11 protein-coding genes are annotated in these 15828 nt (G+C 69.7%); 5 read left to right on the forward strand and 6 right to left on the reverse strand.

Annotated features, from left to right (window positions below; translation table 11 throughout):
- Window positions 1–56: 56 nt before the first annotated feature.
- The 3 genes from CCR97_RS06170 to CCR97_RS06180 all read right to left on the reverse strand — a co-directional run bounded on the left by CCR97_RS06170 (window position 57) and on the right by CCR97_RS06180 (window position 2881).
- Window positions 57–848 carry an SDR family NAD(P)-dependent oxidoreductase gene (locus CCR97_RS06170; RefSeq protein WP_111355825.1) on the reverse strand — a complete coding sequence of 264 codons (792 nt, stop codon included), beginning with the start codon at window positions 846–848 and terminating at the stop codon, window positions 57–59.
- 195 nt (window positions 849–1043) lie between these two features.
- Window positions 1044–2075 (reverse strand): ABC transporter substrate-binding protein, encoded by a 1032-nt coding sequence (locus CCR97_RS06175; RefSeq protein ID WP_111355824.1) that lies wholly within the window; start codon window positions 2073–2075, stop codon window positions 1044–1046.
- Complete coding sequence (locus tag CCR97_RS06180; protein WP_170145707.1) at window positions 2072–2881, reverse strand: cysteine hydrolase family protein; 810 nt, start codon at window positions 2879–2881, stop codon at window positions 2072–2074. Before CCR97_RS06180 ends, CCR97_RS06175 begins: the two co-directional genes overlap by 4 nt.
- A 375-nt stretch (window positions 2882–3256) precedes the next feature.
- Between CCR97_RS06180 and CCR97_RS06185 the strand changes: the two genes are divergently transcribed.
- From CCR97_RS06185 to mdoH, 3 genes are all read left to right on the forward strand, one after another.
- Entirely contained in the window at window positions 3257–4177 is a 921-nt protein-coding gene (locus tag CCR97_RS06185) for a LysR family transcriptional regulator (protein WP_111355822.1), read from the forward strand.
- A 191-nt stretch (window positions 4178–4368) separates the two neighbouring features.
- Entirely contained in the window at window positions 4369–5928 is a 1560-nt protein-coding gene (locus CCR97_RS06190) for an OpgD/OpgG family glucan biosynthesis protein (RefSeq protein WP_420826063.1), read from the forward strand.
- Window positions 5929–5930: 2 nt separating this feature from the next.
- Window positions 5931–8060 carry a glucans biosynthesis glucosyltransferase MdoH gene (gene mdoH / locus CCR97_RS06195; protein ID WP_111355820.1) on the forward strand — a complete coding sequence of 710 codons (2130 nt, stop codon included), beginning with the start codon at window positions 5931–5933 and terminating at the stop codon, window positions 8058–8060.
- Between the two features lie 138 nt (window positions 8061–8198).
- Here mdoH and CCR97_RS06200 read toward each other — a convergent pair whose 3' ends face one another.
- From CCR97_RS06200 to CCR97_RS06210, 3 genes are all read right to left on the reverse strand, one after another.
- Window positions 8199–8795: a TetR/AcrR family transcriptional regulator gene (locus tag CCR97_RS06200; protein ID WP_245428737.1), complete on the reverse strand. Its 597-nt coding sequence runs from the start codon at window positions 8793–8795 to the stop codon at window positions 8199–8201.
- A 74-nt stretch (window positions 8796–8869) separates the two neighbouring features.
- Window positions 8870–12043: an efflux RND transporter permease subunit gene (locus tag CCR97_RS06205; protein ID WP_111355818.1), complete on the reverse strand. Its 3174-nt coding sequence runs from the start codon at window positions 12041–12043 to the stop codon at window positions 8870–8872.
- 12 nt (window positions 12044–12055) lie between these two features.
- The gene (locus CCR97_RS06210; protein ID WP_245428736.1) at window positions 12056–13135 is read right to left on the reverse strand and encodes an efflux RND transporter periplasmic adaptor subunit; all 1080 of its coding nucleotides are present in this window, start codon (window positions 13133–13135) and stop codon (window positions 12056–12058) included.
- 723 nt (window positions 13136–13858) lie between these two features.
- Here CCR97_RS06210 and CCR97_RS06215 point away from each other — a divergent pair.
- On the forward strand, window positions 13859–14854 hold the full coding sequence (locus tag CCR97_RS06215; RefSeq protein ID WP_111355816.1) for an ABC transporter substrate-binding protein: 996 nt from the start codon (window positions 13859–13861) through the stop codon (window positions 14852–14854).
- A 104-nt stretch (window positions 14855–14958) separates the two neighbouring features.
- Complete coding sequence (locus tag CCR97_RS06220) at window positions 14959–15798, forward strand: ABC transporter ATP-binding protein (RefSeq protein ID WP_201159382.1); 840 nt, start codon at window positions 14959–14961, stop codon at window positions 15796–15798.
- Window positions 15799–15828 lie beyond the last annotated feature (30 nt).

Raw genomic sequence — 15828 nt, forward strand, 5'->3', positions numbered from 1 at the left:
GCTCCTCACCATGAGGGGAAGGGTGGGCATATTGCTACCGTGACTCATGTGCGCGCTCACAGCATCGCCCAGCCGCCGTCGACCGGCAGGTCGACGCCGGTGATCTGGCGGGACACGTCGCTCGCCAGGAACAGGCAGGCATTGGCGACGTCCTGGTCGGTCGAGACGCGCTTCAGCGCATAATCCTCGGCGTGGCGCTTCGCCGCCTCCTCGACCGAGATGCCGAGCTTCCTGGCCATGTTGGCGCACACCTTCTCACGGAAGCGTGGGCCTTCGACCATGCCGGGAGCGACGCAGTTGACGTTGATGTTATGAGGACCCGCCTCGAGCGCGAAGCTCTTGGTGATGCCGCGCAGGCCCCACTTCGAGGCCGAGTAGGCGAGCCGGCCGGCCCGGCCGCGCAGCCCGAACGTGCCGCCCACGTTGACGATCTTGCCGGAGCGCCGCGCCATCATGCCGGGCAGCACGGCGCGGATGGTGTTGAAGCAGCCGCCCATGTTGAGCTTCACGATCTCGTCGAACTCTTCCGGCGTCGTCTGCGCGCCGGTCTTGCCGATCGGCCCGGAGCCGCCGGCGACGTTCACCAGGATGTCGACTTGGCCGAAGGTCTCGGTCGCTTTCGCCACCGCCGCATCACACTGCGCCGCATCGGTGATGTCGCAGGCGATCACGATCGCGTCGGCGCCGCGCGCCTTCGCCTCGGCGGCGACCGGGGCGATCGCGGCGGTGTCGCGGCCGACCAGCGCGAGCCGACAGCCTTCGTCCGCGAAGGCGAGCGAGATGGCGGCGCCCATCCCCTTGGCGGGTCCGGTGACCAGGACGACACGGCCGGCGAGATCGAGATTCATCAGGGTTCTTCTTGTTGTCGAGCGGTTGCGTTCAGCGAGTCCGAGCCTCGTGCCCCGGACGGCGGCGCGCTGCGCCGTCGAGCCGGGGCCCAGAGTCACGAGGTCTGGGCCCCTGGGTCCCGGGTCGGCCGTGCATCACGTCGCTACGCGTCGTGCTGCACGGCGCCCGGGACACGAGCGTCGTGTGCGAGGCTCTCAGAACAGCTTCTTCGGCAGGTCGGCCGCCGGCGGGAGGAACGACGGGTCGAAGATCTCGCTCGTCGCCGGGGTGCGCGGCAGGCCGTTCGCGTCGACCAGGATGTCGATCGCGGTCTTCAGGCGCGCCGTGTCGATGCTGCCGAGCCCGATCCTGGCGATCTCCGGGTGGTTCATCTCGTCCTTCACGGTGGCGTCGAAGCGCTCCAGCTCGACGTCCGTCTTGATCAGCGGCTCGCGCTTGGCGACGCTCTCGACCGAGGCCTTCGGGTCCTTCAGCGACTCGATCACGCCCTTGTTGAGCGCGCGCAAGAAGCCCTTCACGGCCTCCGGGTTCTCCTTGACCAGCTTCTTCGAGACGATGATGGCGTTGGAGTAGAGATCCATGCCGTAATCGCCGTAGTTGATGAAGCGAATCTGGTCGTCCTTCACGCCGATCAGCTTGGCCGAGAACCGGATCGTGTTGACGTAGCCGAACACGCCGTCGACCTGGCCGCGCATCAGCATCTGCTCGCGCAGGTTCGGCGCCATGTTGGTGATGTTCACCTTGGCGCAGTCGATCTTGGCGGACTTGCACAGCGCCGGGAACAGCTTGAGCGCGCCGTCGTTGGCCGCGCCGCCGAGCGTCTTGCCCTCGAAGTCCTTCGGGGTCTTGATCGGAGAATCGGCCTTCACGGCGACCGTGAAGGGCGGCCGGTTGAACATCACATAGACGGCGACCGGCGCTTCCTCGGGCTTCTTCGCGGCGAACTCGATCAGCGCATTGAGGTCGCCGAAGCCGATGTCGTAGGCGCCGCTCGCCACCTTCGGCACGGCGGCGGCCGAGCCGTCGCCCTGGTCGATCGTCACGTCGAGGCCCTCGGCCTTGAAGTATCCCTTGTCCTGGGCGACGAAGAAGAAGCCCTGCGGCCCCTGGTACTTCCAGTTCAGCACCATCTTCAGCTTGGTCTCCGCCGAGGCGGCGGAGGACAGCGCCGCGGCGGCGAGCGCGGCGGCCGCCATCAGGGCGGTGCGCAGGGAGGCGAGCCTCATCGAGAAGTCTCCTGTGAGGTGGGGGAAGCAGAGGGGCCGGGCGAAGCAGAAGGCGTGCCATCGAGCGCGGCGACCAGCGCGGCGCCGGTCGCGACCGTGCCGTAGAGCAGGTCGACGAGCTCGAGGATCATGTCGCTGACGCCGGGACGCGCCACGGTGGCGCAGAGGTCGGCGAGCAGCACGCAGTCGTAGCCGCGGAAGCTCGCGTCGGTCAGCGTCGCGAACACGCAGCGGTCGGTGTTGATGCCGGCGAAGAGCAGCGTCGTCACGTCGCGCCCGCGCAGAATCGAGTCGAGCTCGTTGTCGTGAAAACCCGAGTAGCGGTGCTTGTGGACGACGAGGTCGCCGGCCTCGACCGGCAGCGCGTCGATCGTCGCGGCGCCCCAGTCGCCCTGAACCAGGATGCAGCCCTGGCCGCTCGGCGCCGGCTCGGCATAGCCGGGCCGGGTGCCGCCGCGCCGCCCCTTGTCGAGCAGCGAAGCGGAGAGGTTCGCCACGTCGGCCCGCACGCCCCAGTTGACGAAGATCACCGGTGCGCCGGCGCGGCGCAGCGCGGTGGCGAGCGCGACCATGCCGGGCACGATCGAGAGCGCCGGCGCCGTGTCGATGCCGGCCCGCGGGAACCAGCCGTCTGGGTGCAGGAAGTCGTTCTGCATGTCGACGACGACGAGCGCGGTGCGGCCGAGGTCGATCTCCACGGTGCCGCCGGCCGACGCCGGAAAGCGGACGATGCGCTCCGGGCGCCGCGGCCGCACCAGGGAGGTGTGGGAAGCGCCGGCGGTCGGACTGGAGGCGGGGGACGGCATCGGCGGGGCACTCTCGGGGGTTCGGAAGACGCTGTTTCGTGAGGCTTCAGAACAACTTAGAGGCGTCATTCGGGCCGCGACAGGACCGGAGGCCGGCCCGGACGGGGTCCGGCCCGATCACGCTAGCCAAAGCCGGCGTTGACTTCTGCCGCTGATTTTTTGCTCTATCGTTGCCGAAAAGGCTTCACTCCGGTTCGTCACCTCCCCCGGGCTTCGTCATGGCCGGGCTCGTCCCGGCCATCCACGCAGCAACCGTCGCGGCGTCGAAGACGTGGATGCCCGGCACGAGGCCGGGCATGACGGGCTCGGGGCCAGGGGCTCGCCCGCGCTCCGAAGCGACAGGCGGCAGCACGTCGCACGCAAAGAAAGAACCCCATGCGCCATCTCCGCCTGCTGCGTTACGTCGACGAGGTCGCCCGCGCCGGGTCGATCCGGAAGGCGGCCGAGCGGCTCGCCGTCACGGCCTCGGCCGTCAACCGGCGGATCATGGATCTGGAGGAGGAGCTCGGCGCCGCGCTGTTCGAGCGCAAGCCGCGCGGCGTGCGCCTCACCGCGGCCGGCGAGGTGTTCGTGCGCTACGTGCGCGAGCAGGCTGCGGACGTCGAGCGGATGAAGTCGCAGATCGAAGATCTGCGCGGCCTCAAGCGCGGCAGCGTCAGCATCGCCTGCAGCCAGGCGCTCGCCTACGACTTCCTGCCGCGCGAGATCGCGACCTACCAGGCCCGCCACCCCTATGTGACGTTCGATGTGCGGGTCGCCGACCACGACCAGGCGATGGCGCTGCTCGAGGCCTACGAGGTCGATCTGGTCGCCGTCTACCGACCGTCGTTTCACGCGAGCTTCCGGCCGCTGATGACGGTGGAGCAGCGTCTCGTCGCGCTGATGCCGGCCGATCATCCGCTCGCCGCGCAGACGACGCTGCGGCTGCGCGACTGCGCCGGCCACCCGTGTGCGCTCGCCGACCGTTCGCTCGGCGGCCGCCAGCTCCTCGACGCGGCCTGCGCCCGCACCGGCGTCGCTCTCCGCGTCGTCGCCGAGTCGAACTCGTTCGAGATGCTGCGCGGCCTGGTGCGGCGCGACCGCGTGCTCTCCTTCCAGGTGGAGATCGGCGCCGACCTCGACACCGACGGCGCCGATCCCGGCGCGACGCCCGGCGTCGTCGCCCGCCCGCTCGATCCGCGCGACGTGCCGACCGCGGCGCTGGTCGTCGGCCAGCTGCGCAACCGCAACCTGCCGATCCCGGCCGCCGTGTTCGTCGAGCAGCTCGTCCGCGCCATTGATGCCATGCGGGCGTGAGGACCCGGACGTGAGATGGCGCTTGCGCCGGTGCGTCTGAACGTCCGCTCATCTCTGCGGCGCGGCCGTCATGCAAAGAGCGCGGCGGCACCATGGTCCGGTCATGCGTCCGCCCGCGACCGGTGCGATGGAACCTGGATGCCGGCCGGAGATTGGTCCGGAAGGTTCGAACCGTCACCAAGGTGGATACCATCACCACGCATCAGACGAGTCGCCGCGACCTCCTGGCCGGGTCGGTGGCGCTGCCCTTCGTGCTGGCCGGCGCCGCGACGCCGCTGCTCGCGCAGAATTCACGCGCACAGGACAAGGGCCAGCCGAAAGCACCCGAGACGCCGTTCGACGCCAATGTCGTGCGCCGGACAGCGCGGGCGCTCGCCGAGAAGCCGTTCCAGGCGCCCGACGCCGGCCTGCCGCCGAGCCTGACCGATCTCGACTACGACAAGTACCGCACCATCCGGTTCAAGCCTGACCGCGCGCTGTGGCGCGGCGAGGGCCTGCCGTTCGAGGCGCAGTTCTTTCATCGCGGCTTCCTGTTCACCGACCGCGTCGCGCTGTCCGAGGTGGTGGACGGCAAGGCGCGTCCGATCGCCTACGCGGCCGACCTGTTCGACTTCGGCGCCGTGACGCCGCCGCCGGCCGATGCGCAGATCGGCTTCGCCGGATTCCGCCTGCACGCGCCGATCAACCGGTCCGACTATTACGACGAGGTCGCCGTCTTCCTCGGCGCCAGCTACTTCCGGGCGGTCGCCAAGGGTCAGACCTACGGGCTCTCGGCGCGCGGCCTGTCGATCGCCACGGCCGACCCGAAGGGCGAGGAGTTCCCAGCCTTTCGGGCCTTCTGGCTGGAGAAGCCGCCGGCCCAGACCGGCTCGATGGTGGTCCACGCGCTGCTCGACTCCAAGAGCGCTGCGGCCGCCTACCGGTTCACCATCAGGCCCGGTGAGACGACCGTGTTCGACGTCGAGATGACGCTCTATCCGCGCGCCGAGATCGCGCTGCCCGGCATCGGCACCGGCACCAGCATGTTCTTCTTCGGGCCGAACGACCGCGTCGGCGTCGACGACTTCCGTCCCTCCGTGCACGATTCCGACGGGCTCGCGATCCGCAACGGCCGCGGCGAGGAGATCTGGCGGCCGCTGCACAACCCGGCCGACCTGCAGGTCTCGACCTTCCAGGACACCAATCCGCGCGGCTTCGGGCTGCTGCAGCGGGCCCGCGACTTCCACGCCTACGAGGATCTGGAGTCGCGCTTCGAGACGCGGCCGAGCCTGTGGGTCGAGCCGATCGGCGATTGGGGCGCGGGCGCTATCCAGCTTGTCGAGATCCCGACCAAGGAAGAGATCCACGACAACATCGTCGCGTTCTGGCGGCCGAAGGACCCGCTCGCCGCCAAGGGCGAGTACTGGTTCACGTACCGGCTGCACTGGGGCGCCAACAAGCCGGGCGCGCCGCCGCTCGCCGTGTTCGCCCGCACCCGCGCGGGCGCCGGCCCCGAGAGCACGCGCCTGTTCGTGCTGGACATCACGGGCGACAAGCTGAAAGGCTTCGATCCGGCGGCGGTGCGGGCCGTCGTCGAGGCCGACAAGGGGAAGGTGCGCAACGCCGTGGCGCGGCCGAACCCGATCGACGGCGGCTGGCGGCTCGCCTTCGAGCTCGCGCCCGAGCGCGAGACGGCGATCGAGCTGCGCGCCCTGCTGCTGCGCGGCGACGAGCCGCTGACCGAAACGTGGCTCTATCGCTGGACGGCCTGATCATGCACGAGGCGGTCGCCCTGCGCAGCGTGACGCCCTCCCCCGGCCTTCCGCCGGAGCGGCCGCTCCCCATGCCGGAGCAGTCGCTGTGGCGCCCGACCGGCACGGCCGCGCCCGCGACCCGTCCCCGCACCGGGCTGCGGCGGCTCCTGGTGTTCGGCGCGACGGCCGCGCTCACCGCCGGCGGCGCTTACGAGATGTATCAGGTGCTGCAGGTGCAGGGCCTGACCGTGCCCGAGGCGACGGTGCTCGGCCTGTTCGTGTCGCTGTTCGCCTGGATCGCCTTCTCGCTGGTGTCGAGCCTGATCGGCTTCGTCGCGATCCTGGCCGGCCCCGACCACGCCCTCGGCATCGACACCACGGCGCCGCTGCCGGAGCTGTCGACCCGCACCGCCGTGCTGCTGCCGACCTACAACGAGGACCCGCACCGGGTGATGTCGCGCCTGCAGGCGATCGTCGAGTCGATCGCCGCGACGGGCCGTGGTAGCCACTTCGATTACTTCGTGCTGAGCGACACGACAGATCCCGAGGTCTGGGTGCGCGAGGAGGCCGCCTATCTGGCGCTGCTCGAACGCACGGGATCGAAGAGCATCTACTATCGCCATCGTCGCGAGAACGTCGCGCGAAAAGCCGGCAACATCGCCGAGTGGACGACGCGCTTCGGCGGCGCCTATGCGCACATGCTGGTGCTCGACGCCGACAGCCTGATGACCGGCGACACCGTGGTGCGGCTCGCCGGGGCGATGGAACGGCACAAGGGCGCCGGCCTGATCCAGACGTTTCCGGTGGTACTGAACGGCACGACCCTGTTCGCCCGCATCCAGCAGTTCGCCGGCCGCGTCTACGGCCCGCTGATCGCCCGCGGCATCGCCTGGTGGCACGGCGCCGAGAGCAACTACTGGGGCCACAACGCCATCATCAGGGTCGAAGCCTTCGCCGGGCAGGCCGGACTTCCGTTGCTGCCCGGGCCGAAACCGTTCGGCGGCCACATCCTCAGCCACGACTTCGTCGAGGCGGCGCTGATGCGGCGCGCCGGCTGGGGCGTCCACATGGCGCCGTCGCTCGGCGGCAGCTTCGAGGAGTGCCCGCCCTCGCTCACCGAATACGCGATCCGCGACCGACGCTGGTGTCAGGGCAACCTGCAGCATCTCGGCGTGCTGCCGGCGCGCGGCCTGCACTGGGTGTCGCGGCTGCATCTGCTCACCGGCATCGGCTCCTACATCACCTCGCCCCTGTGGCTTGTGTTCCTCCTGGTCGGGCTGCTGATCGCCCTACAGGCGCAGTTCGTGAAGCCGGAATACTTCCCCTCCGGCTTCTCGCTGTTCCCGCAATGGCCGGCCCAGGACCCCATCCGCGCCGCCTGGGTATTCGGCGGCACCATGGGGATTCTGATCGTCCCCAAGGTGCTCGGCTGGTTCGCCGCGATGACGCAGACGACCGAGCGGCGCGGCACCGGCGGCGTGATCAGGTCGTTCGCCAGCGTGATCCTGGAGATCGTCGTCACCAGCCTGATCGCGCCGATCATGATGCTGCTGCAGTCGCGCGCCGTGGCCGAGATCCTGCTCGGCCGCGACGCCGGCTGGCAGGCCCAGCAGCGCGACGCCGGGCAGACCGACATCCGGTTGCTGACGCGGCTCTACGGCCCCCACGTGGCGCTCGGCGTGATCCTCGGCGGGTCCGCCTATGCGGTGTCGGCGCCGCTGCTTCTGTGGATGACGCCGGTGGTGGCCGGCCTCGTGCTGGCGATCCCGACCGTCGCCGTCACGTCGAGCGAGCGGGTCGGCCGCGCGCTGCGCCGCGCCGGTCTGCTGCTGATCCCCGAGGAGCGCGAGCCGCCCGCCGTGCTATTGCGTGCGCAGGCGCTCGCCGCGGAGCTGCCGGCCGCCGCGGAGCCGGCGCTGGTGCGCCTCGCCGCCGACGCGGGCTTGTGCGACGCGCATCTCGCGATGCTCGAGGAAAAGCCGGCCCGCCGGAAAGGCGACGTCGACGTGGCGCTGGTCGTCGCCCGCGCCCGCGCCGCCGAGGCCGACACGATCGGCGAAGCCGCCGCGCTGCTGACCGTGAAAGAGACGTTCGCCATCCTGGCGGACCGTGAGGCGCTCGCCGACGTGATCAGAAAGCCGCGCGGTTGATGCGGTCGGCGCCATCACGGGCGTAGCCCGCATGGAGCGTCAGCGGAATGCGGGGTCGGGCGGTCATGGCGCGGATGGCGCCGGATGTCGCCGCGCTCCGACCGGTCTACGAGCGAACGCGGTTCGCCGTGTCGAAGGCTACCGCAACGCCCCGACCAGGAACTCGATCATCTGAGGGACCTTCGGATCCTCGAAGTCCGCGCATTCCACCATCAGGCGCGGATGCGAGTAGCGGATCATCGCCGTGTGCAGGCAACGCGCCGCCCGCGCCGGATCGCCCGCCCGGAACTCGCCGCGGTTCATCCCGTCGGCGATGATGCGGGCGATCACCTCGTCCATCCGCTCGACATAGTCGAACACGATCTGCCAGTTCTCGGTCAGGGCGAGCGCGACGAGGTCGTGCAGCTTCTTCTCGACCGTGAAGCGCTCGGTGTTCATCCGCTCGACCGTCGTGAACAGCGCGTGCAGACGCTCCGCCGCCGGGCCGTCGCGGCCGGCGATCTCCAGTCCGGCCGCGAGCACCTCGCCGAGGAGCTGGCGGCCGACCGCCTCGTTGATCTCGTCCTTCGAGCGGAAGAACCGGTAGACATTGGCCGGCGACATGCCGAGCTCGCGGGCGATGTCGGCGACCGTGGTCTTCTGAAAGCCGATCTGCCGGTACAGCCGGTCCGCCGTGGTGATGATGCGGGTTCGGGTGTCGACCTCCCGTGCCTCGGCCCGCGTCGCGTCGCTCACCTTCCCGCCTCCCTCGCGCGGCGGTCGCCCGCCCGCCTCGGGACACAGCTTATCGAAAACCTTGCGCAGATGTCTCATGGTTCTTGCGGATGCCCGCCCGGCACCGCGGGGGCGAGCCGCGGCGCATCGTGGGTGACCGGCCCAACGTGTGCCTCGCTCTCCGCCTCCACCTCGTCCGGGAGCCCCGGGCCGCGCTCGCCGAGCGAGCGGCGGAACCACAGGGCGTAGAGGGCGGGCAGGAACAGCAGCGTCAGCGCGGTGGCGACCAGCAGGCCGCCCATGATGGTGACGGCCATCGGCCCCCAGAAGCCGGAGCGCGACAGCGGGATCATGGCCAGCACGGCGGCGAGCGCGGTGAGCACCACGGGCCGGGCGCGCCTCACCGTGGCGTCGACGATCGCCTCGCCGCGCGTGTGCCCGGCGGCGACGTCCTGCTCGATCTGGTCGACCAGGATGACGGTGTTGCGGATGATCATGCCGGCGAGCGCGATCAGGCCGAGGAGCGCCACGAAACCGAACGGCATGCCCGACACCAGAAGCCCGACAGTCGCCCCGATCAAGCCCAGCGGCGCGGTGAGCAGCACCAGCCACAGCCGCGAAAAGCTCTGGAGCTGCACCATCAGGATGGTCAGCATGGCGACCAGCATGAACGGGAAGACGGCGAACAGCGAGGCGTTGGCCTTCGACGACTCCTCGATGGCGCCGCCCATCTCGATCCGGTAGCCGGCCGGAAGGCTGCCGCGCAGCTCGGCGAGCTTGTTCCACATCGCGGTCGACACGTCCGGCGCCTGGACACCGTCGCGGATGTCGGTGCGCACCGTGATCACCATGTCGCGGCTGCGCCGCCACAGGATCGCCTCCTCGTGCCCCTGCTCGATGCGGGCGACCTGGGAGAGCGGCACCGGCACGCCGCCCCGCGACATCACGGTGAGATCGCCGATGGCGCCGAGATCGCCGCGCTGCGGCGCGATGGCGCGCGCCACCACGGCGACCTTCTCGGTGCGGTCCCGCACCGTCGTCACGGTGAGGCCGGTGACCAGCGTCTGGAGCGTCTGCGCGACGGTCTGCGGGTCGAGGCCGAGCGCGCGGGCGCGATCCTGGTCGAGCACCAGACGCACCGACGGCATCTGCTCGTTCCAGTCGAGCTGCGGATCGAGCGCGTCCGGGTTCGTCCGCATGATGTCGCGGACCTGATAGGCGATCGAGCGCACCGCGTTCGGATCCGTGCCGATCACCCGGAACTGCACCGGGAAGCCGACCGGCGGGCCGAAGTCGAGCCGGCTCACGCGCACGCGGGCCGCGGCGAGCGCACCCTTGGCGAGGGCGTCGTCGAACTTCGCCTTCAGCCGCTCGCGGGCCGGCACGTCCTTGGCGATGACGACGAGCTCGGCATACGCCTCGTTGGGCAGCGCCGGGCTGATGCCGAGCCAGAAGCGGGGCGGCCCCTGGCCCACATAGGTGGTGACGGTCGCGACGTCCTGATCGCCGTCGATCAGGCGCTCCGCCTCGCGGGCGGCGTCGAGTGTCGTCGCGATCGCGGTTCCCTCGGGCATGCGGATCTCGACGAACAATTCGGTGCGGTCGGACAACGGGAAGAACTGCTGCGAGACCTTGCCGAAGCCGAGCACCGCGACGACGAACAGCACGGCCGTGACGGCGACGACGAGCCCGCGTCGGCGCACGCACCAGCCGACCACGGCGCGCAGGCGGCGATAGATCGGCCCCTGATAGACGGCGTTCAGGTCGCCGTCGTGATGCACGGCTATGGTCGGCAGCAGCTTGACGCCGAGATAGGGCGTGAACAGCACCGCGACGACCCACGATGCGAGCAGCGCGATCGACACCACCCAGAAGATGCCGCCCGCGTACTCGCCCGTCGACGACGCGGCAAAGCCGACCGGCAGGAAGCCGGCCGCCGTCACCAATGTACCGGTGAGCATCGGGAAGGCCGTCGAGGTCCAGGCGAAGGAGGCGGCGCGGGCGCGGTCCCAGCCCTGCTCCATCTTCACCACCATCATCTCGACCGCGATGATGGCGTCGTCGACGAGGAGACCGAGCGCGATGATCAAGGCCCCGAGCGTGACGCGGTGCAGGTCGAGCCCCATCGTCAGCATGATGCCGAACACGATGGCGAGCACCAACGGCACCGAGAGCGCGACGACGATGCCGGTGCGCCAGCCGAGCGACAGGAACGACACGGCGAGCACGATGGCCAGCGCCTCGACGAAGGAGCGCATGAAGTCGCCGACCGCCTCCTCGACGATCTTCGGCTGGTTGGCGATGCGCTCGTAGACGAAGCCGACCGGCGTCGCGCGCTCGACCTCGGCCATCGCGGCGTCGACGGCCTCGCCGAGGTGCAGGATGTTGGCGCCCTTCTGCATGACGACGCCGATGGCAAGCGCCGGCGCACCGCGCTGGCGCACCAGATAATCGGGCGGATCGACGTAACCGCGCGTCACCGTGGCGATGTCGCCGAGCCGGACCACGGTGCCGTTCGAGGCCGCGACCGGCGTCTCCTTGACGGTCTCGACGCCGTCGAAGGCGCCGGTGACGCGCAGCGGGATGCGGGCTGTCGACTGCACGGTGCCGGCCGGCGCGAGGTCGTTCTGCTTGGCGAGGCTGTCGAAGATCGCCTGCGCCGAAATGCCGAGATTGGCGAGCTTGACGTGGTCGAAGTCGACGAAGATGCGCTCCTCCTGGGTGCCGTAGATCGTCACCTTGGTGACGTCCTTCACCTTGAGGAGGCGCTGGCGCATCGATTCGGCGATGCGCTTCATCTGGGCGTAGTCGGCGCCGTCGGAGCGCAGCGTGTAGAGGATCGAGTCGACGTCGCCGTACTCGTCGTTGATGTTCGGGCCGATCACGCCGGTCGGCAGGTCGGGTTTCAGATCCGCCATTTTGCGGCGGACCAGATAGAACAGATACGGCACCTGCCCGGGCGGCGTGGTGTCGCGGAACTCCATCAGGGCCGCGACGAAGCCGGGCTTCGAGTAGGTCGTCACCTTCTCAAAGAAGGGCAGCTCCTGCAGCTTCTTCTCGATGCGGTCGGCGACCTGATACTGCATCTCCTCGGTGGTCGCGCCCGGCCACGCCGCCGTCACCACGGCGATCTTGATGGTGAAGGAGGGATCCTCGTCGCGCCCGAGCTTCAGGTACGACATCACCCCGATCGCGCCGAGCATGATGATCAGGAACAGGACGAGGGTCGGATGGGCGACCGCCCAGGCCGAGACGTTGAAGCGGCGCATCGGATGCTCCGGTCAGAACGCCAGCGCGACGACCGGGCGGACGATCAGGCCGGGATCGAGCTTCTGGACGCCGAGCGTCACAACGGTCTCGCCCTCCTTCACGCCGGAGGCGATCAGCACGTTCTTGCCCTCGTAACGGGCGATCTCGACCGGGCGAGGCTCGAGCTTGCCGTCGCGGCCGACCACCCAGACGATCGGGCCGTGGCCCTGGTTGAGCAGCGCGGTGAGCGGCAGGCGGGCCGCCTGCGTGCCGGTGCCTTCGCGCAGCGTCAGCGTCGCGCTCATGCCGAGCCGGGTCGCCTCGTCGGCCTTCGGAATCGCGTAGCGGGCCGCATAGGTGCGGGTCGCGGCGTCGGCGGCCGGCGACAGCTCGCGCAGCCGGACCTCGTAGGTGCGGTCGGGCAGCGACCACAGCGTCAGGGTTCCGGTCGCCTGGCGGGCACGCTCGACGAAGGTCTCGGGCAGGGCGACCAGCGCCTCCACCTCGGCGAGCCGGGCGAGCCGCACCGCCGCCTGGCCGGAGGCGACGACCTGGCCGGGCTCGACCGGCGTCGCCGTGATGACGCCGTCGGCGTCGGCCTCGAGCGTCGCATAATCGAGCGAGTTCTTGGCGAGATCGAGCGAGCGCTGGGCGCGTGTCAGGCGCCCGCGCGCCTCCTCGGCGGTGGCGCGCGACTTCTCGAGCGTCGCGGCGGCCGTCCAGCCCTTCTTCTGCAGCTCGGTGGCGCGGCTCTCGTCGGCCTCGGCCTGCACCAGGTTGGTGCGGGCGGCCCGCACCTCGGCCTCGGCCTGCTGGAGCTGCAGCTCGAGATCGTTGGTGTCGAGCACCAGGAGCGGCTGGCCCTTGGCGACGCGGTCGCCGTTCTGCACGAGACGCTTCGCCACCTTGCCGTTCACCCGGAAGCCGAGATCGCTCTCGATGCGGGGCTTGATGGTCGCCGCGAAGGTGCGGGTCTCGGTCAGGTCCTCGTAATGGACCGTCTCGCTGAGCACCGGGCGGTCGAGCACCCGGGCGTCCTTGCCGGTGCTGCCGTTGCTCGCGTCGCAGCCGGCGAGCCCGAAGGCGCCGGCGAGCACGAAGAGGAGAGGCACCACCGCCGCCGCCCGCGCGCAAAACGAGCCACGACGGCCCTCCAATCACTCCGGCAAGTCCTTGGGTGGTAAACGGATTCTACACGGGACCGGGCGACTTGGCGGAACCGCCGTCACGCCGGCACGCTGGCCGTCGGAGCCCGAGCGCCACGCTCGGCGGTGTTCCCCGTTGGCCAGCCGGTACGGACCCCACCACGAGCCATGCAGGGCGGGCGTGTGCGACATGCCGCTGCAGGCCGGCTCCGGCGGCCGAGCACGGCGGGTCCGCGCAGAACGGGGGACCGCCTGAAATGGCAACATGATAGGGGGCACGCGTGGATCACCGGCGCGGTGCCGCCCTGCCCTCGTCGAAGATTTGCGCCGCAAAATCAGGCAGCTGCTTAGATTCTGGACGGACCCTTCGATTGACAATGCTTCGGGCAGTGTCCCTAATCGTGTGCACTCGACAGCTTGCGACCCTCGCAAGCCGCGTCATCCGGGGCATGCGGCACACCGCATGTCGGTCGCGCCCGGCCTTTCACGGCAAGCGGCGCTGGCGGGATGGCAAGGATGCGCGGATCGTCGAGCCGGGTGCAACGCACGTCCAGAAACGCCGCCAGCTCACGTCACGTCGTCACGTCGGAAAGCCCGTCGCCGCAACGCCCGCAATTTGCCGATCGCCGTCGCCAGCCATAATCGCCACCCGGTGTCGCCACCCGACATCCGCCACAGGATGAGGTCTCCATGCTTGATTTCGCGCGCCCGTATGCCGTTCTCGCCTGCCTCGCCGGCACGGCCGCCGTCGCGCTCGGCGCCGCCCCGGCGCGGGCCGAGGACAAGGTCACCATGCTCACGAGCTGGTATGCCCAGGCCGAGCACGGCGGCTTCTATCAGGCGGTCGCCACCGGCATCTACAAGAAGCACGGGCTCGACGTGACGATCCGGATGGGCGGTCCGCAGGTCAACGGCATGCAGATCCTCGGCGCCGGCCAGACCGAGTTCCTGATGAGCTACGACTTCTCGGTATACAAGGCGCTGGAGCAGGGCGTGCCCGCCGTCACGGTCGCGACCTCGTTCCAGTCCGACCTGCAGGGGTTGATGACGCATCCGGACGTGAAGAGCCTCGCCGACCTGAAGGGCAAGACCATCTACGTCGCCACCGCCGGCCGCTCCAACTGGTGGCCGTGGATGAAGACCAAGTTCGGCTACACGGACGACCAGACCCGCACCTACACGTTCAACCTCCAGCCCTTCCTGGCCGATCCGAACGCCGCCATGCAGGCCTACATGTCGTCGGAGCCGTTCGCCGCGCAGCAGGCCGGCGCCAAGGTCAACTTCTTCCTCTTCGCTAACGACGGCTATCCGCCCTACGGCACCACGATCGTGACGCTGAAGAAGATCGCCGACGAGAAGCCCGACATGGTGCAGCGTTTCGTCAAGGCGTCGATGGAGGGCTGGAAGAGCTATCTCTATGGCGATCCGTCGCCCGCGAACGCGCTCATCAAGAAGGACAACCCGAAGATGAGCGACGAGCAGATCGCCTACGCGATCGGCAAGCTGCGCGAGAGCAAGGTGCTGGTCGGCGGCGACGCCGCGACGCAGGGCATCGGCATTATGACCGACGCGCGCTGGAAGGCGACCTACGACTTCATGGTTCAGGAGAAGCTCCTGAAGCCCGAGGTCGACATGAAGTCCGCCTACACGCTGAAGTTCGTGAAAGACCTCAAGATCATGCCGTGAGCCGATAGCGGGCGGCGATGCCGCCCGCCCGGCCGACCTGCGAGGACACCTCGCGCGCGCGGGTCCGCGGTCGCCGCGGGCCCGTCGCAACCGGAAACCGCTTCATGACCACCGTTCAGGCCCTGCGAGCCGACGTGACCGACGCAACGCTCGCCCCCGCCGGCCCGCCCGCCATCGAGGTACTGGGCGCCGACAAGGTGTTCAGCACCGGCGTGCGGGCGTTGACGCCGATCGACCTCACCGTGAACCAGGGCGAGTTCGTCACCCTGCTCGGCCCGTCGGGCTGCGGGAAGTCGACGCTCCTGAAGATGGTCGCCAACCTGATCGAGCCGACCTCGGGCGGCCTGATGTGGTGGGGCCGCGACTACGATCACGTCGGCGAGCCGGGCAAGAAGCTCGTCTTCGTGTTCCAGGATCCGACCCTGATGCCGTGGTCCCGGGTGCGCGCCAATGTGCGGCTGCCGCTCGATCTCGCCGGCGTGCCGAAGGCGGAGGGCAACAGCCGCGTCGATCGCGCGCTCGCCATGGTCGGCCTGGACAAGTTCGACGCGAGCTATCCGCGCCAGCTCTCCGGCGGCATGCAGATGCGCGTCTCGATCGCCCGCGCGCTGGTCACCGAGCCGAACCTCCTCTTGATGGACGAGCCGTTCGGCGCGCTGGACGAGATCACCCGCAACAAGCTCGACCAGGATCTGCTCGACCTGTGGTTCGAGAAAAAGCTCACGGTGGTGTTCGTCACCCACTCGATCTACGAGTCGGTGTTCCTCTCCACCCGCGTCGTCGTGATGGCGGCGCGGCCGGGCCGCGTGCTGCGCGAGGTCGTCATCGACGAGCCCTATCCGCGCGACGACGCCTGGCGGGTGTCGCAGAGGTTCGCGGCTTATGCGCGCGACCTGCAGGTCCTGCTCGCCGAGGCGAGCCGCGCCGGCGCGGCGCATCCGTGAGACGGCATCGCGCGTCCGGCCCGACCTTCG

It is taken from the genome of Rhodoplanes elegans, assembly GCF_016653355.1.
Lineage (GTDB): Bacteria > Pseudomonadota > Alphaproteobacteria > Rhizobiales > Xanthobacteraceae > Rhodoplanes > Rhodoplanes elegans.

What these genes read in the sequence shown, in the direction of transcription:
- CCR97_RS06170 (WP_111355825.1), bottom strand. Translation starts at nt 848, where the DNA reads ATGAATCTCGATCTCGCCGGCCGTGTCGTCCTGGTCACCGGACCCGCC.
- mdoH (WP_111355820.1), top strand. Translation starts at nt 5,931, where the DNA reads ATGCACGAGGCGGTCGCCCTGCGCAGCGTGACGCCCTCCCCCGGCCTT.
- CCR97_RS06185 (WP_111355822.1), top strand. Translation starts at nt 3,257, where the DNA reads ATGCGCCATCTCCGCCTGCTGCGTTACGTCGACGAGGTCGCCCGCGCC.
- CCR97_RS06205 (WP_111355818.1), bottom strand. Translation starts at nt 12,043, where the DNA reads ATGCGCCGCTTCAACGTCTCGGCCTGGGCGGTCGCCCATCCGACCCTC.
- CCR97_RS06175 (WP_111355824.1), bottom strand. Translation starts at nt 2,075, where the DNA reads ATGAGGCTCGCCTCCCTGCGCACCGCCCTGATGGCGGCCGCCGCGCTC.
- CCR97_RS06215 (WP_111355816.1), top strand. Translation starts at nt 13,859, where the DNA reads ATGCTTGATTTCGCGCGCCCGTATGCCGTTCTCGCCTGCCTCGCCGGC.
- CCR97_RS06220 (WP_201159382.1), top strand. Translation starts at nt 14,959, where the DNA reads ATGACCACCGTTCAGGCCCTGCGAGCCGACGTGACCGACGCAACGCTC.
- CCR97_RS06180 (WP_170145707.1), bottom strand. Translation starts at nt 2,881, where the DNA reads ATGCCGTCCCCCGCCTCCAGTCCGACCGCCGGCGCTTCCCACACCTCC.